Source organism: Pseudoalteromonas sp. SMS1 (genome assembly GCF_021530565.1).
GTDB lineage: Bacteria > Pseudomonadota > Gammaproteobacteria > Enterobacterales > Alteromonadaceae > Pseudoalteromonas.
Genome location: NZ_JAKGBI010000006.1, coordinates 140,517 through 165,376 on the forward strand (window position 1 = coordinate 140,517; position 24,860 = coordinate 165,376).

Consider the following 24,860-nt stretch of genomic DNA (forward strand, 5'->3'; position numbering starts at 1 on the left):
TCACGCTCTTTGACATCAGGATTAAGCGAGTTTACGTAATAACCCTTGGGTATTTTGGCGCATCGTATTTGATACCATAAAATACCCAATTGCGGCGACAAAAGCTGCGCCACTTGCTGGCCCCAGTGCCCAAATATAAGGGTGAAGTTTACCCTCTACATCAAACAACTCACGTTGAATTATTAGCAAAGTCACATCACTGACCAACGCAGCCACAAAGCCTGCCAAGGCCCCCAACAGCAAAAATTCATAAAGTGTTGCTAACTTTATCAGTCGACCTCTGGCACCAAGTGTACGCAAAATTACAATTTCCTGCATACGCTCTGCAAGACTCGCTTGAACTTGAGAGATCAGTACCAAAGCACCACTAGTGAGAACAATCGCCAATACAAAGCTAATCGCCAGTGATACCTGTGCAATCATTGACTGGGCCTGTTCGAGCTGACTTTTAATGTCGATCATGCTCATTGTGGGGTGTGTTTTCAGCAATGTACTGATCACCCGCGTGTCCTCGTCAGAGAATTGTGCGGCGGTAAAGTAGGTTACTGGAAATTTACCTGCGACCAGAGGATTGAAAATCATTACAAAGTTTGGTTTTAGGGAGCCCCAGTCAACACTTCGAATACTGGTCACTTTCGCATCAAAGGTTTGCTCATTGACTAAAAACGTTAACGTATCGCCGACATTAATCTCAACACGTTCAGCTAACCCTTTAGACACCGAAACCTCGAGCTCTGAGCTGTCTGGGCTAAACCACGCACCGTCGACAACTTCATTACTCGATGGCAATTCGCTCATCCATGTTAAATTCAATTCTCGACCCACTCCGCGTGCCGCTTCTTCATCTTGCTCTTCGCCTTCTTGTTTTGACGTTCGCCGCGCAAACGTTTCTCCATTGAGGCCATTCGCTCTGCCACTAAAAATTGGGAAAAGGTCTTCATGAACAATATTGTTGTCAGCAAAATACGCCTTGATATCGTTCACCTCTGATTCGTTTATATTAATCAAGAACGCATTGGGTGCATCTTCTGGCACTTGCATTTGCCAGTCAGAGATAAGGTCATTTTTAAGCACAAATAAGAACAGCATTAACTTAATTGCCAATGCAAAGCTGATTAACTGTACCGCATTTGCATTGGCGCGTTTTTGCAACGTTGCTATGGCCAACGACCAGCTACTTCCAGGGCTTAAACCTAGCTTTCTACCTGCGCTAAAGAATAACTTAGAAAGGCCAAACAGCACCAACATCAGCGTTGCCGTGCCACCAAACAGCATCAGTGTTGTTTTTAAATCCCCACTGAATAGCCACATCAGAGCAAAAATAGTCAACACAGATAGACCCATATGGACACGGCTGATTGCCAGCTTGTCACCTAAATTACGACGTAAAACTCGCAGCGGCGGAATATCAAATAAATCTAACAGTGGTTTGAGCGAAAACATCAAGGCACACACAACCCCAATGGCAATAGACAGCGCCCACGGCTTGATGCCCGCTTGAGGCAATTGTGCATTCATAAAGCTGGCGAGATAATCCGTTGCAATAGATTGCAACACAAAGCCGATCACCAAACCTATCAACAGTGAGAAGAATGTCACTAAAGACAAGTGTAACAAGAAGATATTACGAATCGTTTGACGGCTGCCTCCCAATGTTTTCATCATCGCAACAGGGTCATATTGCCGCTCACAATATCGTTTTGCAGAAACCGCCATGGCTACCGCAGCGAGCATAATACCGAACAACCCCGCTAACAATAAAAAGCTCTCTGAGCGCGCTAAGTTCTCACCCAATGGGGACTGTCTATCCTTGATACCTTGCCAGTTTTGATTTTCTCTCAATTGCGGCTTTAACCAATCGTAGTAGTCGCCCAAAACTTGCTCGTCACCCGCAAATAGCATGCGATAGAAAACGCGGCTGCCTGGTTGAACTGCTTGCGTCGTTTCGATGTCCGCATAGTTCAATAGCACTCGCTTATTACCAGCCAGTGAGAAAAACGGCGCATCAGGTTCACTCACTAGAATTTTGCTGGCACGAAATACACCAACACCAATTTCCACTTCCTCTCCTACAGCCAGCCCAAGACTGTAGAATAACCCTTCACTTAACCATACCTCGCCCTTTTTGGGCACACCAACAACCTCGTAATCAGATGCTAAAAAGTCATCTTTTAAAGTCACTTTGCCGCGTAACGGGTAGCCAGGAGAAACCGCTTTGATTGACCCCAACACCAGCTCATCATTGGCAAACAGCATGGAGTCAAAAAACATTTGTTGAGCCGTTCTTAGACCTTGCGCATGTGCCTCATCTAAAAATGCATGCTCTAACGGATGATTACTGGCCAAACGCCTATCCGCGGCGATAAAGTCAGCCGATTTTTGCTCAATATTGAGCCTGATCCGCTCGGTGACAGATGACAAACTGAACACCGTCAGTACGGCAAGGGCAATGGCCGCAAAGATGATGGTTAACTCTCCACGGCGCAACTCTCGCCAAAAGAGTCTTAGCGCTAACTTAACCCACATACGCTTTTGCTCCCTCGCCGTCTCGTATTTTTTCTAATTGGCCACCCTCTATATGAATAATGCGATCGCATTGCTGTGCAAGCGCTTCATCGTGTGTCACTAAAATCAGCGTGGTGCCATTTTGTTTATTTAAATCAAATAATAACTTTTCTATCAGATGGCCATTCTTACTGTCTAAATTTGCTGAAGGTTCATCTGCAAATAGAATTTTTGGTGATCCAATAAAAGCTCGAGCAATCGCTACACGCTGCTGCTCGCCGCCCGATAATTGCGATGGGTAGTGGCCGATACGATGAGAAAGCCCTACTTTTTCCAACAGCGTCAAGGCTTGTTCTTTTGCTGATTGATCGCCTGCTAACTCTGCCGGTAACATTACATTTTCTAGCGCTGTGAGGCTTTGTACCAACATAAATGATTGGAATACAAAGCCGACTTTTTGCGCACGTAACCTTGCTCGCTCCTCTTCGTCTAATTTGTGGAGCGCTTCACCATCGAGGAATACTTCTCCAGTCGATCCAATATCCAACCCAGCCAATAAACTCAACAAGGTTGACTTCCCTGAACCAGACGTACCCACAACTGCTACAGACTCTCCTGACTTGACAGTGAAATTTATATCGCTAAGGATATCTAAGTCACCTTCAAAGGTACTTACTGTCTTATTAAGTCCTTTGACCTGAATAATATTTAACTGAGAAAGTACTGACATGATTCGAATTTTCCTAAAACTTGTGGTGTTACTCGCCTGTCTCTACCAACCTATTGCTGCGTACGCAAGCGAGACTAAAATTATGATCATAGGTGATAGCTTAAGTGCGGGCTACGGACTTAAACAAGACCAAGACTGGGTTAATTTGTTACAAAATAAGTACGTTGAAGAAAAAAAATCGATCTTACTTATCAATATGAGTGTATCAGGACAAACCACTGACAATGCACTGCTCAAAATTGACGCGCAGCTCAAAGCACATAACCCCAGTCACGTTTTAATCGAGTTAGGAGGTAATGATGGGATCCGAGGTTTTCCTATAAAACTTATTCGTAAGCACCTCACGCAATTGGTCGAAAAGAGTCAGCGCAATGGTGCCAAGGTTGCGCTAATGGCAATTCAAATCCCGCCCAACTTAGGCCCAAGGTACACCAAAATGTTCACAGATAACTACCAAAAAGTTGCACAGACCACAGGAGCTCACCTAATGGACTATTTTATGGTACCTGTTGCTGTTGATAAAACGCTCATGCAAAACGATAATTTACACCCTAACGAAAAAGCACAACCCATTATTCGTGATTTTATGGCACAGCAATTTAGTCAGTGGTTAAATTAGCCTCGTCACACCAAATCGTCTCTGAGTTGTGCCAACAAACGCCCAACTCAAAGACATACAAACCTATGATTGTATCGTCTACACTGAGCGCGTGTGCGTAGGACAATGCAGCATAAATCGAGTACCCTCATCACTACTGGTATACTCTAAGCCAATATCTAATCGATGGCATAGCCGTTGCACAATCGATAGGCCCATTCCTAATCCGCGACTCTGTTTGCCTTTAACACCAGAAGTAAATAGCTCAGATTTTATGTCATCAGGGATACCAGGGCCGGTATCTTCAACACTGAGCATGCCCTCATGGTATTTTACCCAAACGCACCCTGCTGAAATGTGGCAAAATGCATTGCCAATAAGGTTGCTCAGAATGAGGTTTAATGCGCTTTCACCAATCGCACATGTCACATCTGCAGGCACCTGAATTTCAACTTCAATGTCTTTGCCAGCGATTTTTCCTGCCTGTTGTAAAACACAGTTTTCAACAATTGGCAGCAACTTGACTTCCCTTTGAGTGAGTGTTTCTTCCCGAGCGAGGGCAAGTAACGTCTCCACACTCTGCGCCATTTGTGCTTGCGCCGCCACAGCGCGGTCAATGAGTTGTTGCTGTTTATGATTTAACTCTGACTGCTGTAGCAGGGTCAACGCGCCCTGAGTCACCGCGATAGGTGTACGAAGTTCATGTGAAGCATCTCGCGTAAATGCCTGCTCTCGGGCAATAAACTGGCGTATGCGATCTAGTGCTTGCTCCAACGTGAATGCAAACCCACCGATCTCATCATTCACAAATTGCCGTGAAAAGTTTTGTGGCAGTTTCTCAACTGGCGCTTGGGCCACAATATCCACTAGCCTATCGAGCGGCTTAAGCAGTCGCTTCGCCATTGCCAGTGATAAATAAGCCAATATGACCGCAACCACGAGCACAACGCCAAGCACAACCAATAAGAAATTAAGCATTCCCACTTTGATTTTTCTCACGACGAGGTGTTCACTGACTTCGGCCAGTAACAGCCCAGTCTCCATTTTGATCAGGTGGTAGTGCTTGCCATCCACCGCTGCAAACTCTTTCGCGCGAGGTTCGTCATGCAAGGTGTGCTGGATAAACGCTGGTAACTGCGCTTCATTGTCTAGGTATTTGATGAACTGTAACCGAGGCGTGGGAGGCCGTCCGCGCTCTAGCTCTTTGGCAATGTAGCTGGCTTCGTCATTGAGCAAAAAGTTAAACAAATGGTCTTCTATGGTGTAAGCAAATAAAAAACACACAAAGCCAAAAAGTGTACTGATAAACAAAGATACACCAACAAAGTAAGTGATAATTCGGGTGCGTAACTGACGTGCTTTCATGGGTTACTCGATATCTAGGGCTAGGCCTACACTGTGAATTGTTTTAATTACATTTTTCTCAAAAGGCTTATCGATGGACTTTCTCAGTTGATAAACATGGGAGCGCAATGCATCCGAATCGGTAGGCTCATCTCCCCATATTTTGTCACTTATCTCACTGCGACTTAACGGTCTCGGGTGATGCTCCATCAGCAACTGTAGTATTTTAAAAGGAATTGGTTGTAGCATGACTGTGTGGCCAGCACGCTGTACTTGCTGGGTCTGTAGATTCAAACTGATCTCGCCTAATTTTAACGTTCTTTCACTGTTCAATAAGTGACGCTTTGCCAGTGCCAAACATCTCACCAGCAGCTCTTCTAGCGCAAAAGGCTTAGTTAAATAGTCATCTGCGCCATAAGAGAACCCGACCAACTTATCATCCAAAGCATCACGTGCGGTCAACATAATGATTGGAACGTGGCGATTGGCCTGTTCACGAAGCAATTTACACACACTCAATCCATCCATTTTAGGGAGCATAATGTCAAGAATGATGCAGTCATAGTAGTGATTTAGGGCTAAATTAACCCCTTGCTCACCATCATATGCAAAGTCCATAATTACCCCAAAAGGTTCAAAATATTCTGCAATATTGCAGCTTATCTCTTGGTTATCTTCAATGAGTAGCACTTTAAACTGCATCTCTGTTTGGCCAGTGGGTAATATGTGCTGAGACACGTGCGCTCCGTGATCGAATATCGTATGCATACAGCTTATCATGACGATTCGTGAAATGATCGTGAAATGCCACGTAAAGACACCATAGTCTCCGAGCAAAGCGCTGGAGCTATGGACTTGAGTTGGTAAAGATGGGGATTATGGGTGACTAAAGAGTGAGCAATTTGTTTGCTCACTCATGATACGAAGCACGACGAATGAATATATTTATTTTTCTTCTTATTTTTATGAGCTTGCCGCTCTCTCTTCCCCCTACAACGAGGTCTTTCTTATGTTAACTTTCCTTTGTTTAATACGGTTTGACTAAATAGTCGAGATAGCCACTGAAATAAACTAGGTCTAGGATCCAACTGTACGTCTAAGTTGAAACTGTATCCCTTTTTATAGTGAGTTCTGATTACTTCACCCTCAGGTTTGTGTTTAGAAATGCTCCGGCGAAGTTCCGATACCGCGCGATTAATCGCATTGTTATCAACATACTCCTGCTGCCAGATTTCTCGACACAATTCATCGCGGCTAATAACGCGATCTCTGTGCTGAATAAAGTAAACTAACAAATCGTAAATCAAGGGCTCAACTTTTACCCTTTCTCCACAAAATGTTAACGAACGTTTCCTTTTATTCAGTGCATAATGACCAAATACCGCAAAGGTAAAGTCAGTATTTTCTTTATCACTTAAATTCATGATCAACAATATACTTCCTTTATATATGACTTTAAAAGCAGGTATATTTTATCGCTCATAGATTTAATTTGGAACGAATTTAAGCGCAATTTCACATGACTTTTGTTAATAGCAATATATGGCTCAATTGCCTACAAAAGAGACAAAAAACCTTAACAGTCAACCGCAAATAAACAGTATTTATACAAAAAATACACATTAACGAATAAAAATCCTGCGCTTCATTTCATTCAATCACTCTTTATTTCGGTATTCATGACAGTCATAAATTTAGCGTAATTTCGGATACTTTAGTAAATTTCATGATGTCGGAAATTTTTATTATTTTTGCAATTTTGAGCCAGCAAAACTGGCTCAAACTTTCTTTAAAGAGACGCAATGAAAGATTTAATTTGTTGGTTTTTTGGATACTTTTTAGCACTTTGCTTCAATTGATTCATTGCTTTTTTTGGCTGATTTAAACGCACGTAAGCTTTGGCTAAAGTCAGCTCCATAACAGGGTGTGAAGTCTTAGTCAGGATATAGGATAAAAATCGCGCACTGGATTCAACCTGATACTCAGTTTGTGCATGTCTGATTTGAAGCACACTCATCATAGCCAGCATATTTAAGTCATAACGTTCACTATTTTCCTCATAAGTTTTCTGCGCCAACGCTGAATCTCGCAAGAACAATTCGTAAAGCTTAACACTTGCATCATCTTGATATTCATTAATCGGAAGCGTTTCGAGTCCTAATTGAGTGACCATAGCGCGGGCAGTATCCACCGTTGAAAACGGATTTTGCCCAGTGACTAAATTGCCATCAATGGTCACTTGATTGAGCATTAATCCATCTTGTTCGAAAATCGCACCACGCGCTTTGAGTTTGTCTTCGAGCAAAAACGCAAATTGATCGCGCCACTTTTTACCAAATGCCCACTCTTCTTGATTAGTAAAACCATTTACTCGTTTGCCTGACACCAGATAGCGACCATCTCTGAGTTGAACATCTACCAGCGCTGCAGGGCCATGGCATACCGCACCTACAACGCCTTTATTGTCATATATCTGAGCAATTATATTTTGCAAAGGGAGGTGCTTATATAGGTCAAACATAGGTCCTTTTCCACCAACCACAAAAACCCCGTCAAATTGACTCGATTTTATCGTGCTCAGTTTTCGCGTATTTTCCAATGCCTCGACCGCCGCAGGGTCTTGCAGAAACTGTTGATTATATTGCGTGGATTGATCGTATTCATCGGCAATGGGTTTTCCGCCATTTGGCGAAGCAATAGTCACTTCGATGCCGTGACGTTTAAACACATGATAGGCTTTGCTTAGCTCTCCAAACTCAAAACCCGGTTGCACCAAATTTTGTTCACTGTCTAGCTTGCCATAACTGCTCAGTACCATCAGAACTCGTGGTGAATCTTTGGCAGTGGCGGCAGAACTTAAAAAAGACATACAAATCGTCGCAATTAGTTTGTTCATAACATCTCTCCTTCTCAGTTGGGACATTCAACGTACAAGGTCAGATGTGAAAGTGGCGTGAAGTGCTCGTTTACTGCGCTGGCAGCAAGAATATAATGGGGTTCGTTTGATGCTTGTGTACAAAGGTTATTCTTAATATAGTAATAATAATGCCTTGAGCGAGTTTGCTAGGAAAATGAAATAACTCATCCTTTAGAATTAAAGTAATAATTCAGCCAATGAAGTTTGAGGCTACTGTATGAGTAGATTCGAAAATAATGAAAAAGCCCACTGACACATTTAAAAAAGAGTTAATTTCGCCCGATTTATGGGCGCTATATCAAGACGTCTATTTTTCTTTATTTCATGCCTCACAGCACTATTTGGACGGTGCAATTATTAGCCTATGGAACCCAGGAGGAAAACTCAGTAATAAATCCCACAATCGTTTGCGAGTTAAAAAATATATTGCTTTGCTTTCTCGTCAAAATAAAAAAATAAAGTTTTTATATGGCGGTAACCAAAATATGTCGTATCGAGAATTGAGTATCTCCATCAATACTTCTTTGCCAACGGCACAGAAGCTAGCACTTAGATGCCACCAAAAAGCGTTTTATTATCTCCACAACGGCGAAATTACTTTATACAATAGCACCTGCCTCGAGCAAAGCAGTACATTAAATAGGCACCTCTTGTCCCGTCTAGGCCCTAGCACATTGCCTCAAAAAAACCTCGCATTGTCCGTGCGGTAATTGCGCTTTTTCCAGGTTAATACACGCTATTGCGTGTTCCGAATCGCACTCACACTAGCCATTAATAGATGTCCTCCAATTAGATAACCACTCTATATTTTTCATAAAGTTAGCACACTTTTTTCATTCTTGTTTTATTCAAGCCAACTTACTACAGCATCAAAATATCACTAACATTGCCCATAAACATTGATTCAGAATAATAAAACGCACAAACCGTAAACTAAGAGAAAAGTTAATTAACAATACGGCATTCAACAATGAACTAAATCAATTTAGAACCGAATACACTGGCTTTTAAGGCCGCAGTTAAGAATTATTGACTAAACTTAACTGCAAATACCTAGCAGTCATCATCTATGCAACTCAAGACCCGTTTACCACTTGTTCTCGCAGTTACAGCCCTCGTGCCTATGCTCGTCATGTTTTTCATTGCCATGCTTCATAGTGCCAAACAAGCGGAGGAAATGAGTATCCGAGCAGCCCAATCTGAAGTACTCAATGGCGCTGCCATTTTCGACAGTTATTTCTCGCAACGCAAATCAGAAATAGCCACGCTAGCACGCCAGTCAGCTCTGAAATCCATGCAGTTTTCTGAAATTAAACCGATTTTAATGAATGAAAAACAGGCACACAAAGACACCTACGAAAAGTTTATTTTGGGTAGAGCCGACGGCAGCTTTCACAATACAGAAGGCGGTAATCCATATCAGGACATGCGTAGAAGTTTCGACGACCAAGACCCCCAATCGAAGCTAAAAACCATCTCGAAAAGAGATTATTGGCAGTATACCGTCAGCAACAATATTGAACAGACCCCTCGCGTTTATGTGTCAGAGCCGATGATTTCCTATACCACTGGAGTCACGCAAATCGTTGTTGCAGCATCCATTTTGAGTGAAGACAATCAAGTCGTTGGGCTAGTCGGCGGCAGTATTCCATGGCAAGAAGTCGATCGCCTAGTGATGCGAACACAAGCACATGTACTGCAACAATTTGGTGAGCAGGCTAAATTTATGCTGGTTTCCAGCATCGGTTCTTACATGTATCACTGGAATAACGAGAAAAACATCCAATATAAGCATGTAGATGGGCATCATGTCCTCGATGACATTGGTGAAAAAACCAGTGTCATTTACCGGGTAACCAAAGAACGAGAACTTGCACTCAGAGAAATCGGGGTGAAAATGATCGCCGGTTTCGAGGGCTATGGTCGCTTTTCATTGGACGATAAGTCTGATGCTTTCGCATTTTATGCACCAATAAAATCAGCCAACTATAGTCTCGCCGTGGTCTTACCAGAACAAGTCGTGTTTGCCTCAGCTTATGATTTACAAGATAAGCTACTGTGGACACTCATTGCAGCAACCTTTGTAAGTATGGCCATAGCTTGGTGGATAGCATACCGCCTTTATTATCCCATCTCAAAGTTGACCCATGCCGCCCAATCTCTGGCCCAAGGTCATTATGATATTAATCTCAAAGCCACAGGCAAGGATGAAATTGCTGAGTTAAGTCGCACCTTTGAATCAATGCGCGACATGATCTCTAAACGAGAAAGTGATTTGGAAAGTCGTGTCGAAAAGCGCACCAAAGCCTTGGCCCAAGCAAAATATGATGCAGAACAGGCAGCCTCTGCTAAAAGTCGCTTTCTTGCAAATATGAGCCATGAAATCCGCACCCCCATGAATGGGATTTTAGGGACCATTCAGTTACTAGAGCAAGAGGCGGATTTTAACCAAGAGCAAAAGCACTTACTCAAGCTCGCCAGCATGTCAGGTAGTAACTTGTTGACATTGATCAATGACATTCTTGATGTATCGAAGTTAGAACAAGGCCAAATCAGACTACACGAAGAGCCTTTTGACTTACGCAGTACAGTAAGTCACTTAATGCAACTAACCCAGTCAAAAGCACAAAGTAAACCCATCACAATGTGCTACTACTTCGAAGACAGTACGCCAACCGAAGTGGTCAGTGATAAACATCGACTGCAACAAGTTTTACTCAATCTACTGAGTAATGCCTACAAGTTCACTGGCGAAGGAAAAATTTCAATCTATGTACAAGTACATAAAAGCAACCCAGGTTTTTTACAATTTTCGGTCAGTGATACCGGTGTTGGGATCGCCAAAGACAAACAGACCAAAATATTTGACCCATTTTGCCAAGAAGATGATAGTACCACAAAACGCTTTGGCGGCACCGGACTCGGCCTAAGTATATGCCAGCAATTGGTTGCTTTGGCTGAAGGAGAGTTAAGTTGTGAATCAACCCAGGGTGCTGGGTCGACTTTTTATTTCAGTTGGCCATTTGCACCGTGTTGTTTAATTTCACAGTCGCGTGTCAAACGTATGTGCACGCAATTGCAAGGACATATACTTTTGGCAGAAGACAATGCCATCAACCAGGTCGTAATCTGCACAATGCTTGAAAAGCTAGGGCTCAGCGTAGAATTAGCGAAAGATGGGTTACAAGTACTTGAAAAGGTTTCAGAATCTCGTTTTGATCTCATCTTAATGGACGTGCATATGCCTAACTTGGACGGCATCGAAGCAACGAAACGTCTTAGAATTCAACCCGAATATTGCAACCAAATCATCATTGCGATCACAGCCAACGTTTTTCTGGAGGACATCGCAACTTATTACAGCGCTGGCATGGATGATTTTATCGGTAAGCCCGTAGAAATCGAAAAACTAGAGTCAGTACTGAGTAAATGGTTAAGAGTAAAAAACGGCTAACCAAACTGTTTGATGGTCAGGCAAGGTCCAACTCACTTTATGTTTACAATATGCAGGGATCGTAACGTAGTCACCCGGAGTAAGCTTAACAACTCGTCCATCTTCGAAAGTGATTTCCCCAGCGCCTTCAAGTACCATAACCCATTCATTTTGAGGTTGATCGTACCAGCCTTCACGTGGAGAGGTATGGCCATTAGACACTATGCGCTCAATTTTGACTTGGTCATTGCCTGCAATGACTTCAAAAAACTCATCATTGAGTTTATCGGGTATAGCGTGAAAAACACTGTGTTTATTTTGACTCATACAAAGCCTCTATACACGGGCTGATTATTAGCAAGGGCGTGCTGTGTATTCCTACTATAAGTACACCTGATAGGATTTGGTGGAGCTAGGCGGGATCGAACCGCCGACCTCTTGCATGCCATGCAAGCGCTCTCCCAGCTGAGCTATAGCCCCAAATAAAAACACATTGATTTTATTATACCTTTTAGATTTGTAAAGTGATTTTTATGACTGGACGCTTTTCGTTCTCCCCTCAAACATCGTGACTAGGGGGTGATGTTTTCACATCACACCAGCTATCACTGAACGGGGAGATCGAAGGGTAAACTAGTTTGCTAATTGCTTTAACGCGCTCTCCAATGAGGCTTCAATTTCATCATTTGTTAATTTGCCCGTTTCTACGTCAAAGTTATCAAAGAAGCTTGGAACCGAAAGGCTGGCTTTTACATCAGCCGCAAAATAAGGTGCTGAATTGACAGCTGCACCCAACACGCTTTGTGCACCACCAGGACCTGGAGATGTTGCCAACAATAGCATTGGTGTATTTTGATACACCTTCATGTCAATACGTGATGTCCAATCAAAGATGTTTTTGTATGCTGCAGTGTATGAACCATTGTGCTCTGCAAATGAAATGATAATGGCATCTGCCGCGCCCACTTTGTCATAAAACCTTTGCGCCTGCTCAGGGATCCCATTTAGGGTTTCGCGATCTGAGCTGTAAATTGGCATTTCGTAGTCATTTAAATCTAAAATTTCTACATCCGCGTTTTCAATTTTCGACGCTGCATATTTTGCTAATTGTTGGTTGATAGATTGACGGCTGTTGCTTGCTGCAAATGCTAGAACTTTCATAGTGCGCTCCAAATGTGTTAGGTGACTAAATCTTTAAATGTCTCTCGACTTGATGACAAACAGTGTAGATTAAGTTTTAATAAACATTAATAGGGTAAATATAAAGTCACTATTTCCATATGAGTCATAATCTTTTCGAAGGCATTCAAGTGTTCGTCAAAGTGGTGCAATGTAATAGCTTCGCTTTAGCATCTGAGCAACTTGGTCACTCCCCCTCACACGTCAGTAAAGTTATCAATCGTCTGGAATCCCGTGTCGGATTGAGATTACTCAACAGAACAACTCGTACACTTGCATTAACACCGGATGGTGAAGTGTATTATCAACATTGCTTACAATTGATCACTGATGCCGAACAAACACTGCAATTGCTCACCCACAAAGACGACAAACCGAGAGGGGTCATTAAAATTAGTTGTCCAGTCGCATTTAGCTTAAATTATCTTCGTCCTGCCGTTGCTCAATACCTGCGCAAATACCCAAATGTTTCGCTGGAGTGGGATATCAGTGATCGCCCTGTCGACGTTGTTGGGGATGGTTATGACTTAGCAATTCGCGCCACAGCACAACTCGAAGAGTCTAGCTTGATTTGCAAACGTATTTATCAATGTCGAACATTGGTGGTTGCTAGCCCGCAGTACATTGAACAGTATGGCCGCCCCTACCACCCTAGAGAACTCGCCAAGCATCACTGCGTGTGCTATAGCAATTTGAAAAACCCTGAACGTTGGGAGTTTTCCGACCCAAATGGCAAAAACTTCTCAGTAGATGTCCGTAAACGTATCAACTGTAACAATGGCAAAATGCAGGCCTCTTTGGCCATTGACGGGTTAGGGATATGCAGATTGCCCGAGTTTTATCTCAGTGAGGCGCTCAAAAATGGAGAGTTAGAAATACTCTTTGAAGAGTATTTACAAAAGCCTGTTTATGTCTATGTGGTCTACCCCAGCAGAAAGCACCTTTCTCCTAAGGTCCGCTACTTTATTGATACCTTGAGCGAGCATATGACACAGCGACAGGACTAATGCTTGAGAGAAGCACCATATCGCGCATATATCGCCTTTATCTCGTCGTTTTTGATCATTGTATTCAATGCCGAATTGAGTTGGGATTGCAGCGTAATCAAATTGGGTTGTAGTCTCATATAGACAGGTAACGTGCTAATTTTATATACCTCTTTGAAGGTTTTATAAGCACTTACTGTACTTTTGTAGTAATCAGCGGTGGTATCTCCCAACATCACATATTCCACACGCCCATACCGTAACTGAGAAAGCAGTTCTTTCTCAGAAATATTGTCATAAACCAAAATCTTGTCCTTGCCAAAGTGGTGCTCAAATTCACCATACCGGTAGCCCCGTACACGGCCTAAGATCTTTCCATATAACTGAGTGGGATCGGTGATCACGGCATTGTTTGCCTTGCCTAGTACTATCTCCGTTGAACTGGCATACGCATTGGTATAGATCCCAGGCACGCTGCGCTGGACACGCCAACTTGGATGCACCCCCGGTTCAATGTCTATTTTTCCTTCATCAAATAGCTTTTGTCCTTTTGCTACAGACCAGGGAACCAACCTAAAAGTATGACCCGTCAACTCACCCAATCGCGTAAACAGATCTTTAAAGATCCCGCTTTGCTGATCATTCGCAATAAAATTATAAGGTGGATTTGCGCCATGATAGACTAATACCGTATAGGTTTCTGATCGCACACCAAAAGCACAAAAGATCAGAATAAAATTAAGTATCCGATTCATAGTGCCCTCTCGCTAATGCTCCTCACTCAACTTAGCATAAAATTCACACATTTAAACCACACTTCTCTTTGCTGCATGTTCTTCAAGCAGTTTCTACTAGAATCCGAAATGGTAAAAAAAGTCGCAATAACGCAATTGGAACATTAATTCTTTTATATAAATATTTTGGCTATATATTGCGCATAAATTTCAATATTTAAATTTTTTCTTCATTATTTTGACTTTAATCATAAATATTATATTCATTAATTCGTTTAATAATGGTGTGCAGATGCAAGGCAAAAGCCATGTAGTCCATGTTGTGAAGGATATGGCACGACAAGGACACAACCGCACATACACTTTTATTAACTGAGCCAAATTGGCTCTTATTCTTAAGAAAAGGAAAAAACGATGAAAACTGGCGTATTATTCTCACTGATTGCTACCGCTGCTATAGCCAATGTGTCGGCAGAAGAACTGTCACCTCAGGCTGGTTATGCAAACGTCGATGAAGTGTTGGAATATGGTCGTAAGTATCAAACGATAAAAACGCATTTAACCGATGCAGGCTATCGCTTTCATAGTTGTAATCAGCAGGTGATCTATTATTTCGTAACCCCGATGCAAGCAGAATATCTTTATGCACAAGCCGAGTGTACTTACTCAACACCAAGCGGCGGTAACTTCTCCCTACAAACTGACTATGCCACGGTTAAAATCGATGTCACTTTCAACCAAGAACACGGCGTTTACAGAGAAGGTGATGTGACCGTTAATTACACAACGGTTTACTGATCACTTGGTACAGTCCGTATTTATACCGGTTAAAAATACCTGACTGTGCCCAAACTCCTAAATTGGAGCATCTGTAGATGCTCCTTCAAACTGACTATTTCATATGATCACTTTTCGAATATGTGAATAAACCCATCGAGATCAGGGACCAACACCTTTGAATTACTCACAGCAGGCGATGCATAAACCCCACCGTGCACAAACCCTGGAATTTTATTCGGTTGATATTGCCAAACGATATCTCCTGAATCTGTATTCACGGCCAAAAAGCCACGCTGAGTAACATACCAACCAGGCTCATCATGACCGGTTGAACCAATATACACATGGTCTTGATGCATCACAGGCTGTCCCCAACTCCATCCAGGTGTCGTTGTTTGCCAAACGATATCACCGGTTTGAGTGGACATTTTGAACAATAACTTTGCATCTGAACTACCAATGTAAAAGTGGCTTGCATCTTTGCCAACCGCGGCACTGGATTCCACCCATGACCCTCCTGGCAACGCTTTTTTCCAAATAATCGTGCCATTTAACGCAGAGAAGCCGTATAAATACGTATCTCTTGATCCAACTACCAATACATCATCAACGATTACAGGACTTGAGGGTATCGCACCTTGTGTCTGGTAATGCCACATAAGTTCACCAGTGTGCTTGTCCAAAGCGTAAACCGCTCCGCCCCAGCTGGTGATATACACCAAGTCCTGATAAAGCGTGGCGGTCGCACGGATTTTGGTGTTTGTGTTAAATTTCCAGCGCAGTGCCCCCGTGTGTTTTGAAAAGGCATAAAAATGGCCATCTGTGCTACCCACATAGACATTGGCTCTGTCAGCAATTGGGCTAGATTGAGTATAGTCGAATTCCCATGGGGCATGATTTGCGGGTAACACACGTGCATAGCTACCATCATGCAATTGTGCTTGCCACAGCGGTTCTCCCGTCCAACGGTTTAACGCATACAATTGCCCATCATCGCTGCTAAAATAAACGCGATATTGGTCAAGTAAAGGCTTTGAACGCACTTTATCACCCGTTGAAAAAGCCCAGCGCAGCTTTGCTCTGTCTGTATCATAGGCATATAACTTACCATTATCGCTGCCAAAATATGCGAGATGTCCCTTAAGCGCAATGCTTCCCCAGTTTTCACTGCCAGTTTGAAAACTATACAAATAGTCCCCACTTTTGGCCAAAGGTTTAAATGACATAACAGCAAATATCAATGTTACGAAGAATAGATACCACGGTTGTTGAGATCTCATTGTGTGCTCCTTGTAAGGTTTTGGAGCACACTATCGCGCGCTTAAAATAAAGTCCTGAAATAACTCTAAAACATTCTTAATAATTATTAAGATTATGATTTATTTGATTTTAAAATGTATTTCTCGATCATCTCACTAAACTGTTGATTGTTTTTTAATGGTAAAAAGTGAGGGTCCGATGCCACCCACATAAATGCATATTGCCCCGCTAGACGTGACTGTTCAAGATAATGTAGGGCTAACTGCTCATCTCCAATCGCCGTCGCATAGCGTGCCAATGACATGGGTGCCGAGTAGTGTCCAACATCTGCCTTGTGGGTATCATGAAATAGCAACCATCGATAAACGCCCTTCATACCATGCTGATCAAACAAGGACTGTACTTGCGCCAGTTCGTGTTGGCTGTAGCCTTCAAATGTCATAACCCAAAGCAATTCTTTTAGCGCCAACTCATATTCACCTAACTGCTCATAAATCGCTCTAAGGCATACATGATAAAATCGGTTACTGTCTGAATAGGGACGCAGGTTTTCGAGTACATTTTTTGCTTCATCAAAGTTTTGACTCATCATATACACCCAAGCGACACTTTCACTTGAAAATCCGTTGGGGTCAAGAGATTGGTAGGTCTTTATATGTGTTAAAGCTTCTTCCATTTCACCCAGCGCCAATAAGTATTGACCGTACATATGATGGCCTTCACTACTCGGTAAGGCATTCAAGAAGTAGGGTTTTGCCCCCTCAGCATCCATCGACCCCATAAAAATGAGCTTAGCAAACAAGAGGTTGGCACCTTTATGGTGTTCATTCGAATCTAAAATACGCTGTAAAATTACTTCAAGTTGTAATTTTTCTCGATGGTAATTAGTGCTTTGAGGTTGTAGTCGCATAAAATAGGCTTTCGCCAGCCAATACAAAGGATCAATCAGATCCGGTCTATCAACGGTCACCGTTTGCAATAAACTGATGGCTGTTTCTAGTTCCTCCGGATGATTATTAATGATATATCGAGCTTGATTATAAGGGCCGTTAAGGTGCTCAGGGAGTTCCATTCCCGCAGACGTTTTAGGTAACTGCCAAAATAATACCAATGCAATGATCAGCAAGCCAAACACGGCTGTCAATAAGTAACTATCAAGTACAGCAGGTAATGGTTCAGTGATTGGTGGACCCACCCAACGATAGCCAACGCCAGAAATTGTTTTTATGTATTTAGGTGACTTTGCATCATCACCCAGTAGTTTTCGTAGTCCATTTACAGCAACGTAAATGGCATCTTCACTGACAACCCTCTGCCCCCAAACCTCTGATAAAATCTGCGTTTTACTCACGTCTTGATGTTTAAATTTAAGTAGCAATACCAATAGGGCGTACTGCTTAGGGTCCAGCTCCACAACTTTAAAACCATTTTCTAGGCTTAACTGCCGATGATTGATTACCCACTGTCCTTTATTGGCGGTCTTCAGCATAATTCCTACCTGAGAATAAAAATTTATCGTTATTTAATTTAAAATTTCTGGGGTGAAATTTCGCCACTAGCATAATGGACTTGAAAGGTATTGTTAAGGATTTGTTTACATAAATTACAAGTTGAAACATTTAGAACAGTGTATAGGGTAGCTTCTTAGCTACCCAGTTAAATGACAACTAGTAATAGCGTGTACTTAAACTGCCAGATTGGCTCGCTTCTGCCACATGCCACTCATCCACTAACAATGTGGTACCGCCCGCATTGCTGCACTTAATGCCATAAATCAAACTCGCACTATAAGCGTGATAGTCCGTTTGCGTACTTTGACTGAAATAATCACTATGGATACCACTGATTTGTGCAGCGCCATTAAACAATTTTGGTCCGGTGGCATTGAACTCAACAATATGACATTGCCCATCAGCGACACTGGTGTTAATGGCTAATTGCGGTGCCACAGTAACATGCGCAAAATACCCTGGGCTTCTGTTGCCAGCGGGTTGCCAATTCGCGAATTTCAACGTTCTTTCATAATGAATGGTCGGTGCCGCTGGCACTTTATGATGTACTAGGAAGCTGCGTTCGCTGTCATGACAAGTCAGCTTTAAGACCTTTGGCAACGCTTCAAAGCCTGCATCCACACCGCCATATACGGCTTTATTTTCTGACACTTGCAATTGAGCAATCAGCGTGGTGCCAGCTTCTTCAAATAAGGCTGCCGATGTACAGCTCGCTTGCCCATTTGTCGAGATAAATGCGGCAATGTAATGCGCTGAACTTGTTTGGACACTCACAGAATTGACTGGACCATGGCTGTATTGTGTGGTCCTGCCCGCACTACTATCCGCATCATAAATCGGCTCTAAAGCGCATACATTGCCAGCAAACATCACACTTGCTGCTAAGAAATGTACTGGTTTCATGACTTTCTCCTTTGAAAATACCATTCAATAAGTCTATTAATTTTACTAATTATTTTAGACACAGGTTTTATATCAACTTTACGCGTTAATAACATAACAAACCCGAGTACTGTAAGCTCAGATATGCCTTATTCTATGAGCTTACTGACGAGCGCAGATCGGCCCTACTTGGGCTATCCATCTCACGAGCGCTGTTCAATAATGACGTCAAAAATCAATAAGTCAATTGTTTTTACTTATTATCAATTCAACAAAAAAACAAGTTAATTAACCACTTAATTTAATATAAACAACTGATATATATAAATATAATTTCATCAAGATAAAATATATCCATATATATCAAGTGCCCACTCGACGTGCTTACAATGAAAAGGCCAACCACAGTGACCTAGTTTGATAACCGCAAAATACGATCGAACTTGAAATGAGCGCGCTAAAGATGCGCTCAGCTGTTAAGAGCGGTTTTACTTTTCCGGTTCACTGATAAAGAATTCACCGGATTCAATGCGCGCAAACCAAGCTGCAATATAAGGAAAGTCACTTAAGTTTATTCCCGCTTTTACCGCAAGTTTAGGGTAAGTATACAAGGCGATATCGGCAATGGTCGGAACCTCGCCGATTAAGTATGCTTGCTCACCGAGTTGAGCATTTAAATACGCGAAAAAGTTAATGGTCTTATCGTATGTCAGTTCTAGGTCGCCCGATTTACCAATGTGTTTTATGCCACGATAAAGGTTCGGGCCATTGAGTACTTCCCCTGCTGACATTGATAGAAATTTTTGTACTTCCGCACGGGACTTTGCGTCCACCGGATACCATTGGTTATGGGTATCATACTTCTCAGCGAGATAGACCAAAATCGCATTGGAGTCACAGATCACGTCACCATTATCAATCAGTACCGGCACCTGACCAAGTGGGTTAATGGCCAAAAACGCTGCGGATTTATGCTCATTATGATGTGCATCCAACAGTTTTGATTCATACTCTAACCCTAAAATAGACAAAAAGTGTCTGATTTTATGGCTATTTCCAGAAAGTGTAAAACTATATAGCTTAATACCTGACATACCAAAAGTATCCTTTTCCTGAATAAAACATGTATGTGAATTGCCCTTTTTACATTAGGTGCTGCGGATAGTTTTCCACACCCGACATAGCGAGTAAATTAAGTATTTTTGAAAATTCAAAGCCACGACTCAATCACTATTGCGTTCAGCGGGTAAATCACTTAGATATTGAACAAACTCGACTTCAAATCCATCTGGGTCAACAAAATAGACATTTTTTCGGTATGGGTGCACAGCCCCTTCTTTATCAATGCGGTAACCCGCTTTCAATAGCCTTTCAATAACACTGTCGATGTTATTTACGACATAGGCAAAATGCCCAAGTCCAACTTGATGGCCTGATAAAACACGATTATGTCCTTCGCCATGATCGCTAAAAGCTAAATAATGATACTCATCACCAAAGTGTAACCAATGCCTTGGCTTACCATACCATTCGCTGTGTCCTTCACTTCTTACTTTCCAATGTGGAAATGCAGCGCCATAAAACAACAGGGACGCTTGTATATTTTTAACCACTAAATTGACATGCTCTAAATACATCTGCTTACTCCTTTTTAAGTTGAGGTCACTTTAAAATCTCAACTTAACTTGAGGTAAAGCATTAATTTTTGTTTTTTAACTCAAATTTAAGCGCACTGTAAAAACGTGCTGAATAAACTCGACGAACGTTTTCACCTTGGGAATATTTAAGCGGTGTTTAGGGTACAAGGCATACACCTCAACTTCAGGTAATTGCCAGTCGGGCAGAAGTTGTACCAGCTGGTCCTTACCAAGCGCTGTCTGGCACATATAGTCTGGTAGTATCGCTACCCCGACACCTTCAATCACCATTTGCTTTAACACCACATAATCATCAACCCGCATTCTTGGGTGAATGTTTATTTCACAAGTTTCTTGTCGATTCACCAAGACCATGGTTTGCGCAGTTTGAATACTACTCATCAACAATACATCTAAATGTGAAATTGCATCAGGTCCAGTCACTTCAGCACAACGCTCAAGGTATTGTGGACTTGAATACAAACGTCTTGTCACTTTACCCAAACGTTTGGCTACCAATCTCGAATCTTCCAGCGTTCCGATGCGGATCACCAAATCAAACCCCTCTTCAATCACGTCTACTCGGTGATTTAGCAGGTTTAATGACATACTGATTTGCGGGTTTTCATGCATGAATTGGCTGAGTACAGGTTTTAGAATTTCATGTCCCATCCCGACTGACACACCCACCTTTAGCTCACCAGAAACAACATTTAACGCCTTTTCAACGGCTGCGTTTGCCAACTCCACCTGCGCTTTTATTTCTCGGCAATGTGCCAAGTAATTGCGCCCAGCTTCGGTTAAATGCTGCGAACGGGTGGTTCTCTCAAGTAACGTTATTCCTACAGAGGCTTCTAGTTGAGCAATTTTTCGACTCAAATTTGCTTTGGGCATATTGAGTCGTTCGGCAGCCAAAGTAAAACTCCCCGCCTCAACCACCGCCAAAAATAACAGCATGGTATTTACATCATGCCTTTGCATATCCCCACCCATTGTTGTCAAAAATGAAAAAGAAATTTTAATTTATAGGTGTATATAAAACAACCTGCATTTCTTAGACTCTATTCAACACTTCGACACAATCAACAAATTAAAGGATAACCCCATGAACATACTTTCAAGAGACACATTACCATTGGGTGGATTTGCAGGTATCACAGAGCATAGATTAGTAACAGATAGTCGTGTATTTGCAGGGCGAAAACAGCCGGAAACCTTCGAAGGCATTGGCAACATGGTGTACCTAGCAGATGCCAGATATTTGGCAAAAGGAGAGTCTGGGATGCATCCTCACAGTGAAATCGACGTGATTTCAATCGTGTTAGAGGGCCGAGTCAGCCATGAGGGCTCTTTAGAGCATGGTAAAGACCTGGTTGCTGGCGATGTACAAGTACAACGTGCAGGCAGTGAAGGTTTTAGCCACAATGAAATTAACCCAGACAATCAACCCAATCGCATGTTACAAGTGTGGGCATTACCTGACGTGGCTGGCGAACCCGCAGGTTATAAATCTTACAGGCCTGCAATGCAAGGTGTGACACGTATTTATGGCGGTAACCCTGCTCAAGCAGATACTTTCGCCAGTAATACCACAATGGATATCGTGCACTTAGGCAGTCACGACCACTACAAAGTCGGCAATAAATCCTTAATCTATGTGATTTCAGGTCATGCTGTACTACAAGGGAGTGAAGAGTCTACGCCCTTAAAAGAAGGCGATCTATTTGAAATTAAAGGCGCCCAAATCGTAGCAAGTACATACACACATTTACTTGTTGTATCTCATCATAAGAATTCATTGGCATAGGATATATCACGATGAAAAGTAACATACCAAACACACACATTGTGGCATTGATAAACTACTTTGCATTGCTACCTTTGGTGTACTTCATTCCCGAATTAATAGCGCCGTATGTCGGCGCCAACAAGCTCATACAAGTTGCTGTTGTGGTGGCATTGATTGTGCCAATTATTTCATACGTCGTCATGCAAATTGCAATCAAACTACTCACAAGGAATGGGGCTCGATGAATGGAATATTCAACCACCCATTTGTGGGTGGTTGAATATAAACAGAGTCCATCAATTATGGTTACTTGTCTAATTAGACGATGTCTGTTTGTGAGCCCATTTGGCAATAATCTTATGGATGGCTGTCACACCGTCAGTTAATGCCGCGGGGCCTGGTTGTAAAATAACGCTCGAATTTATCTCGTACACATCATCATTTTTAACCGCGGGAATCTTATCCTAGCCGTCACGACCCATAAGCTTCTCTTTATTACGGCGTCGGCCACACCATGAGGTAATGATGACGCCAGGCTGTTATCAATCACCTCATCGGCGCGCGCGATGATACGATTTTTTGCCAAAGATTCGTTCGCAAATTCTTTATAGCAATCAATGCCACCAGCCAGCGTAACAAATTCACTTCCCTAGGTTATTTCCATGATGAATGGATCAAACCACTCGTCGCAATACACCCGAGGGTTCACCTTTTTGCATAGTGACGCGCCCAATTCCGTCCAGCCATGAGGTATGACAATGAGAACTGTTGCGCCCTGCCCACCACACAACGAAAAATCCCACCACTAAACAGGGATACGACGGCTATTTAAATGAAAACAGTGGCATAGTACAAGCTTGACCTGTTGCAACAGATTGATATAACAGACATTGAAGTAACAGACTTAAGAATGAACAAGTAAACAATGACGTACAGGCAAACGTACGATTAACACGACCACATTTGCCTGAGCCCTTGTGCTGAACGGTTAGGTTCTAATCCAGGAGTGAGACTTTGCAAGGATAAGTATGCTCACCCACAGTAAACGTGCCGTCACCTTCCCAACTGTTATCAACACCAAATGATGCGGTAAAAGGCGCCTCGAAACTACCAATAGCTGGTGGAGGGAACGAAACAACCGCTTGACCTGTTACCGCGCCAACTTTAGTAACACCACCATAACCTGTTGAATGTAAATGACCTGACGCACGCGCAGTAAAACTTGGTGAGTGCTGCGTGCCTTCTAAAATATGGCCTTCAGCACCACCATTTAATGTCCCAGTAGCAGGGTTTACCGCCAACTGAAGTACCATAGAACCTGCGCCCACGTTGTCTGATTTGAACTGAAGTTTTACAAGGTATAAGCTTTCGTTAGCCATTTTAAAATCCTCTTTAATCGACTAATAATCATATGTGTGTATAGGCCTCGTTAGGCCGATAGAAAGCTTATGATTTGGATAGGAGTAATACTATTACACACTATTACTTTTATATTACACACCAATCTTAAAGATTGTTTTTTGTGATTTTGTGAGATTTCACACTAACTGCCTTTCAGTGCTTGCATCAACGCAAACCCCAGTTTTGTTACCTTTTGGCCTTTGAGTTTATGTAACCCAGAAATATTCGATAAAATGATATAACCAGATTGCATTTTCATATCCAGCAGCATCACGGAGCTGTATCCACCTGTCCCCCCATCATGAAAGTACAGCAGATCATCTTTAGTTGAACTGCCTAGCACAAACCAACCGAGCGCCACTTTGTCTAGCCCTTTTTCAAACGCAATTTGCTGTTGCAACGCAACCCAAGGTGCAGTGTGCTCAAACTGTGCTTTGGCATACGAGGCTAGGTCTTTCACACATGACAGCACAGCCCCCGCTCCTTGTAATACCCCCAAATCCCAATTATTTGCTGGCTCACCATTTTTGCCAATGCCAATCACTAATTCGCCTGCCACATCTCGCCAGTTAGTGAATGACTGGCGCATATTTAGAGGCTTGAAGAGCCGGTTTTGTAATAGCTCACCGTAACTGCACCCTGCCAACTCAGAGAGCGCAAACCCCAGCAATCCAGCGCCTAAATTGGAATAATGCATTTTACCAGTAGCCCCCAATTTTATTGTGTGTTCGAGATGATGCAATAAGTCGTCTCGAAGGTACGCTTCATATGGGTTGTGACGACGTTTAAATAGTGCCTGCCAGAGTATACCTGGCGGCAATCGCGGTAACCCAGATGTATGGGTCGCTAAAGACCCAAATGTGATAGGTTTATCATCTAAGATAGGGATATCGAGCTGGCTGTTGATAGACTCATCCAGCATCACTTTACCTTCACACACCATTTGCGCTAACACGGAACTGGTCATCAGTTTAGTCACAGATCCGATTTCAAATACCGAGTGGTGGTTTTCAACAGGCTCAGCACCGTTAGCACCACACCTTGTTCCATAATATAGGCAATCACCTTCTACCAACTTGGCCACCGACAGCTCTGTATTGGGTGCGAAACTGGTAACAACCTTGTTTATAGCGCTGATTTCTTTGTCCGTGAACTGCATAGCTTCCCCTATCAC

General features: G+C 42.6%; 24 protein-coding genes and 1 tRNA gene. 7 read left to right on the plus strand and 18 right to left on the minus strand.

Going from position 1 to position 24,860, the window contains the following annotated elements:
- Positions 1 to 21: 21 nt before the first annotated feature.
- Both L1286_RS09390 and L1286_RS09395 read right to left on the minus strand, forming a co-directional pair.
- The gene (locus tag L1286_RS09390) at positions 22 to 2,526 is read right to left on the minus strand and encodes an ABC transporter permease (RefSeq protein WP_235406647.1); all 2,505 of its coding nucleotides are present in this window, start codon (positions 2,524 to 2,526) and stop codon (positions 22 to 24) included.
- Positions 2,516 to 3,235 carry an ABC transporter ATP-binding protein gene (locus tag L1286_RS09395; RefSeq protein WP_235406648.1) on the minus strand — a complete coding sequence of 240 codons (720 nt, stop codon included), beginning with the start codon at positions 3,233 to 3,235 and terminating at the stop codon, positions 2,516 to 2,518. Before L1286_RS09395 ends, L1286_RS09390 begins: the two co-directional genes overlap by 11 nt.
- Here L1286_RS09395 and L1286_RS09400 point away from each other — a divergent pair.
- Positions 3,234 to 3,854 (plus strand): arylesterase, encoded by a 621-nt coding sequence (locus L1286_RS09400; protein WP_235406649.1) that lies wholly within the window; start codon positions 3,234 to 3,236, stop codon positions 3,852 to 3,854. The two genes, L1286_RS09395 and L1286_RS09400, sit on opposite strands and share 2 nt — an antisense overlap.
- Positions 3,855 to 3,932: 78 nt before the next feature.
- On the opposite strand, the gene L1286_RS09405 is transcribed toward L1286_RS09400, so the two are convergent.
- The 4 genes from L1286_RS09405 to L1286_RS09420 all read right to left on the minus strand — a co-directional run bounded on the left by L1286_RS09405 (position 3,933) and on the right by L1286_RS09420 (position 8,073).
- Complete coding sequence (locus L1286_RS09405; RefSeq protein ID WP_235406650.1) at positions 3,933 to 5,198, minus strand: sensor histidine kinase; 1,266 nt, start codon at positions 5,196 to 5,198, stop codon at positions 3,933 to 3,935.
- Positions 5,199 to 5,201: 3 nt separating this feature from the next.
- Positions 5,202 to 5,879, minus strand: a complete 678-nt coding sequence (locus tag L1286_RS09410; RefSeq protein WP_235406815.1) for a response regulator transcription factor — start codon at positions 5,877 to 5,879, stop codon at positions 5,202 to 5,204.
- Between the two features lie 305 nt (positions 5,880 to 6,184).
- On the minus strand, positions 6,185 to 6,601 hold the full coding sequence (locus tag L1286_RS09415; protein WP_235406651.1) for a winged helix-turn-helix domain-containing protein: 417 nt from the start codon (positions 6,599 to 6,601) through the stop codon (positions 6,185 to 6,187).
- A 365-nt stretch (positions 6,602 to 6,966) separates the two neighbouring features.
- Complete coding sequence (locus tag L1286_RS09420) at positions 6,967 to 8,073, minus strand: type 1 glutamine amidotransferase domain-containing protein (protein WP_235406652.1); 1,107 nt, start codon at positions 8,071 to 8,073, stop codon at positions 6,967 to 6,969.
- A 257-nt stretch (positions 8,074 to 8,330) separates the two neighbouring features.
- Here L1286_RS09420 and L1286_RS09425 point away from each other — a divergent pair, with 257 nt between their 5' ends.
- Together L1286_RS09425 and L1286_RS09430 are read left to right on the plus strand one after the other, a co-directional pair.
- The gene (locus tag L1286_RS09425; protein ID WP_235406653.1) at positions 8,331 to 8,804 is read left to right on the plus strand and encodes a hypothetical protein; all 474 of its coding nucleotides are present in this window, start codon (positions 8,331 to 8,333) and stop codon (positions 8,802 to 8,804) included.
- 359 nt (positions 8,805 to 9,163) lie between these two features.
- A complete protein-coding gene (locus L1286_RS09430) occupies positions 9,164 to 11,548 on the plus strand; it encodes a hybrid sensor histidine kinase/response regulator (protein WP_235406654.1) in 2,385 nt (794 codons plus the stop codon).
- Here L1286_RS09430 and L1286_RS09435 read toward each other — a convergent pair.
- The 3 genes from L1286_RS09435 to L1286_RS09445 all read right to left on the minus strand — a co-directional run bounded on the left by L1286_RS09435 (position 11,528) and on the right by L1286_RS09445 (position 12,688).
- Positions 11,528 to 11,854: a cupin domain-containing protein gene (locus tag L1286_RS09435; protein WP_235406655.1), complete on the minus strand. Its 327-nt coding sequence runs from the start codon at positions 11,852 to 11,854 to the stop codon at positions 11,528 to 11,530. The two genes, L1286_RS09430 and L1286_RS09435, sit on opposite strands and share 21 nt — an antisense overlap.
- Positions 11,855 to 11,931: 77 nt before the next feature.
- Positions 11,932 to 12,007 (minus strand) — tRNA-Ala (locus tag L1286_RS09440).
- Positions 12,008 to 12,160: 153 nt separating this feature from the next.
- A complete protein-coding gene (locus tag L1286_RS09445; RefSeq protein ID WP_235406656.1) occupies positions 12,161 to 12,688 on the minus strand; it encodes an NADPH-dependent FMN reductase in 528 nt (175 codons plus the stop codon).
- Between the two features lie 119 nt (positions 12,689 to 12,807).
- On the opposite strand from L1286_RS09445, the gene L1286_RS09450 reads away from it, so the two are divergent.
- Positions 12,808 to 13,713, plus strand: coding sequence for a LysR family transcriptional regulator (locus L1286_RS09450; protein WP_235406657.1), 906 nt, complete (start codon positions 12,808 to 12,810; stop codon positions 13,711 to 13,713).
- On the opposite strand, the gene L1286_RS09455 is transcribed toward L1286_RS09450, so the two are convergent.
- The gene (locus L1286_RS09455; protein WP_235406658.1) at positions 13,710 to 14,447 is read right to left on the minus strand and encodes a substrate-binding periplasmic protein; all 738 of its coding nucleotides are present in this window, start codon (positions 14,445 to 14,447) and stop codon (positions 13,710 to 13,712) included. The two genes, L1286_RS09450 and L1286_RS09455, sit on opposite strands and share 4 nt — an antisense overlap.
- A gap of 393 nt (positions 14,448 to 14,840) precedes the next feature.
- Here L1286_RS09455 and L1286_RS09460 point away from each other — a divergent pair, with 393 nt between their 5' ends.
- Complete coding sequence (locus L1286_RS09460; RefSeq protein WP_235406659.1) at positions 14,841 to 15,224, plus strand: hypothetical protein; 384 nt, start codon at positions 14,841 to 14,843, stop codon at positions 15,222 to 15,224.
- 107 nt (positions 15,225 to 15,331) lie between these two features.
- Here L1286_RS09460 and L1286_RS09465 read toward each other — a convergent pair whose 3' ends face one another.
- From L1286_RS09465 to L1286_RS09490, 6 genes are all read right to left on the minus strand, one after another.
- Entirely contained in the window at positions 15,332 to 16,486 is a 1,155-nt protein-coding gene (locus L1286_RS09465; protein ID WP_235406660.1) for a PQQ-binding-like beta-propeller repeat protein, read from the minus strand.
- 92 nt (positions 16,487 to 16,578) lie between these two features.
- A complete protein-coding gene (locus tag L1286_RS09470; protein ID WP_235406661.1) occupies positions 16,579 to 17,955 on the minus strand; it encodes a winged helix-turn-helix domain-containing protein in 1,377 nt (458 codons plus the stop codon).
- Positions 17,956 to 18,133: 178 nt separating this feature from the next.
- Entirely contained in the window at positions 18,134 to 18,880 is a 747-nt protein-coding gene (locus L1286_RS09475; protein ID WP_235406662.1) for a hypothetical protein, read from the minus strand.
- Between the two features lie 467 nt (positions 18,881 to 19,347).
- On the minus strand, positions 19,348 to 19,953 hold the full coding sequence (locus L1286_RS09480; protein WP_235406663.1) for a glutathione S-transferase family protein: 606 nt from the start codon (positions 19,951 to 19,953) through the stop codon (positions 19,348 to 19,350).
- A gap of 129 nt (positions 19,954 to 20,082) precedes the next feature.
- Positions 20,083 to 20,496: a VOC family protein gene (locus tag L1286_RS09485; protein ID WP_235406664.1), complete on the minus strand. Its 414-nt coding sequence runs from the start codon at positions 20,494 to 20,496 to the stop codon at positions 20,083 to 20,085.
- A gap of 75 nt (positions 20,497 to 20,571) precedes the next feature.
- The gene (locus L1286_RS09490) at positions 20,572 to 21,477 is read right to left on the minus strand and encodes a LysR family transcriptional regulator (RefSeq protein WP_235406665.1); all 906 of its coding nucleotides are present in this window, start codon (positions 21,475 to 21,477) and stop codon (positions 20,572 to 20,574) included.
- Between the two features lie 124 nt (positions 21,478 to 21,601).
- Here L1286_RS09490 and L1286_RS09495 point away from each other — a divergent pair, with 124 nt between their 5' ends.
- Together L1286_RS09495 and L1286_RS09500 are read left to right on the plus strand one after the other, a co-directional pair.
- On the plus strand, positions 21,602 to 22,303 hold the full coding sequence (locus L1286_RS09495; protein WP_235406666.1) for a pirin family protein: 702 nt from the start codon (positions 21,602 to 21,604) through the stop codon (positions 22,301 to 22,303).
- An 11-nt stretch (positions 22,304 to 22,314) separates the two neighbouring features.
- Positions 22,315 to 22,530, plus strand: coding sequence for a hypothetical protein (locus L1286_RS09500; protein ID WP_235406667.1), 216 nt, complete (start codon positions 22,315 to 22,317; stop codon positions 22,528 to 22,530).
- Positions 22,531 to 23,280: 750 nt separating this feature from the next.
- Here the strand turns inward: L1286_RS09500 and L1286_RS09505 are convergent.
- Together L1286_RS09505 and L1286_RS09510 are read right to left on the minus strand one after the other, a co-directional pair.
- Complete coding sequence (locus L1286_RS09505; RefSeq protein WP_235406668.1) at positions 23,281 to 23,664, minus strand: DUF1842 domain-containing protein; 384 nt, start codon at positions 23,662 to 23,664, stop codon at positions 23,281 to 23,283.
- A gap of 164 nt (positions 23,665 to 23,828) precedes the next feature.
- Positions 23,829 to 24,845, minus strand: a complete 1,017-nt coding sequence (locus L1286_RS09510; RefSeq protein ID WP_235406669.1) for a serine hydrolase domain-containing protein — start codon at positions 24,843 to 24,845, stop codon at positions 23,829 to 23,831.
- Between the last annotated feature and the right edge of the window lie 15 nt (positions 24,846 to 24,860).

Bases quoted from the DNA above. Each gene is read 5' to 3' on its own strand.
- L1286_RS09390 (WP_235406647.1), bottom strand. From the start codon at position 2,526: ATGTGGGTTAAGTTAGCGCTAAGACTCTTTTGGCGAGAGTTGCGCCGT.
- L1286_RS09400 (WP_235406649.1), top strand. From the start codon at position 3,234: ATGATTCGAATTTTCCTAAAACTTGTGGTGTTACTCGCCTGTCTCTAC.
- L1286_RS09395 (WP_235406648.1), bottom strand. From the start codon at position 3,235: ATGTCAGTACTTTCTCAGTTAAATATTATTCAGGTCAAAGGACTTAAT.
- L1286_RS09405 (WP_235406650.1), bottom strand. From the start codon at position 5,198: ATGAAAGCACGTCAGTTACGCACCCGAATTATCACTTACTTTGTTGGT.
- L1286_RS09410 (WP_235406815.1), bottom strand. From the start codon at position 5,879: ATGCAGTTTAAAGTGCTACTCATTGAAGATAACCAAGAGATAAGCTGC.
- L1286_RS09415 (WP_235406651.1), bottom strand. From the start codon at position 6,601: ATGAATTTAAGTGATAAAGAAAATACTGACTTTACCTTTGCGGTATTT.
- L1286_RS09420 (WP_235406652.1), bottom strand. From the start codon at position 8,073: ATGAACAAACTAATTGCGACGATTTGTATGTCTTTTTTAAGTTCTGCC.
- L1286_RS09425 (WP_235406653.1), top strand. From the start codon at position 8,331: ATGAAAAAGCCCACTGACACATTTAAAAAAGAGTTAATTTCGCCCGAT.
- L1286_RS09430 (WP_235406654.1), top strand. From the start codon at position 9,164: ATGCAACTCAAGACCCGTTTACCACTTGTTCTCGCAGTTACAGCCCTC.
- L1286_RS09435 (WP_235406655.1), bottom strand. From the start codon at position 11,854: ATGAGTCAAAATAAACACAGTGTTTTTCACGCTATACCCGATAAACTC.
- L1286_RS09445 (WP_235406656.1), bottom strand. From the start codon at position 12,688: ATGAAAGTTCTAGCATTTGCAGCAAGCAACAGCCGTCAATCTATCAAC.
- L1286_RS09450 (WP_235406657.1), top strand. From the start codon at position 12,808: ATGAGTCATAATCTTTTCGAAGGCATTCAAGTGTTCGTCAAAGTGGTG.
- L1286_RS09455 (WP_235406658.1), bottom strand. From the start codon at position 14,447: ATGAATCGGATACTTAATTTTATTCTGATCTTTTGTGCTTTTGGTGTG.
- L1286_RS09460 (WP_235406659.1), top strand. From the start codon at position 14,841: ATGAAAACTGGCGTATTATTCTCACTGATTGCTACCGCTGCTATAGCC.
- L1286_RS09465 (WP_235406660.1), bottom strand. From the start codon at position 16,486: ATGAGATCTCAACAACCGTGGTATCTATTCTTCGTAACATTGATATTT.
- L1286_RS09470 (WP_235406661.1), bottom strand. From the start codon at position 17,955: ATGCTGAAGACCGCCAATAAAGGACAGTGGGTAATCAATCATCGGCAG.
- L1286_RS09475 (WP_235406662.1), bottom strand. From the start codon at position 18,880: ATGAAACCAGTACATTTCTTAGCAGCAAGTGTGATGTTTGCTGGCAAT.
- L1286_RS09480 (WP_235406663.1), bottom strand. From the start codon at position 19,953: ATGTCAGGTATTAAGCTATATAGTTTTACACTTTCTGGAAATAGCCAT.
- L1286_RS09485 (WP_235406664.1), bottom strand. From the start codon at position 20,496: ATGTATTTAGAGCATGTCAATTTAGTGGTTAAAAATATACAAGCGTCC.
- L1286_RS09490 (WP_235406665.1), bottom strand. From the start codon at position 21,477: ATGCAAAGGCATGATGTAAATACCATGCTGTTATTTTTGGCGGTGGTT.
- L1286_RS09495 (WP_235406666.1), top strand. From the start codon at position 21,602: ATGAACATACTTTCAAGAGACACATTACCATTGGGTGGATTTGCAGGT.
- L1286_RS09500 (WP_235406667.1), top strand. From the start codon at position 22,315: ATGAAAAGTAACATACCAAACACACACATTGTGGCATTGATAAACTAC.
- L1286_RS09505 (WP_235406668.1), bottom strand. From the start codon at position 23,664: ATGGCTAACGAAAGCTTATACCTTGTAAAACTTCAGTTCAAATCAGAC.
- L1286_RS09510 (WP_235406669.1), bottom strand. From the start codon at position 24,845: ATGCAGTTCACGGACAAAGAAATCAGCGCTATAAACAAGGTTGTTACC.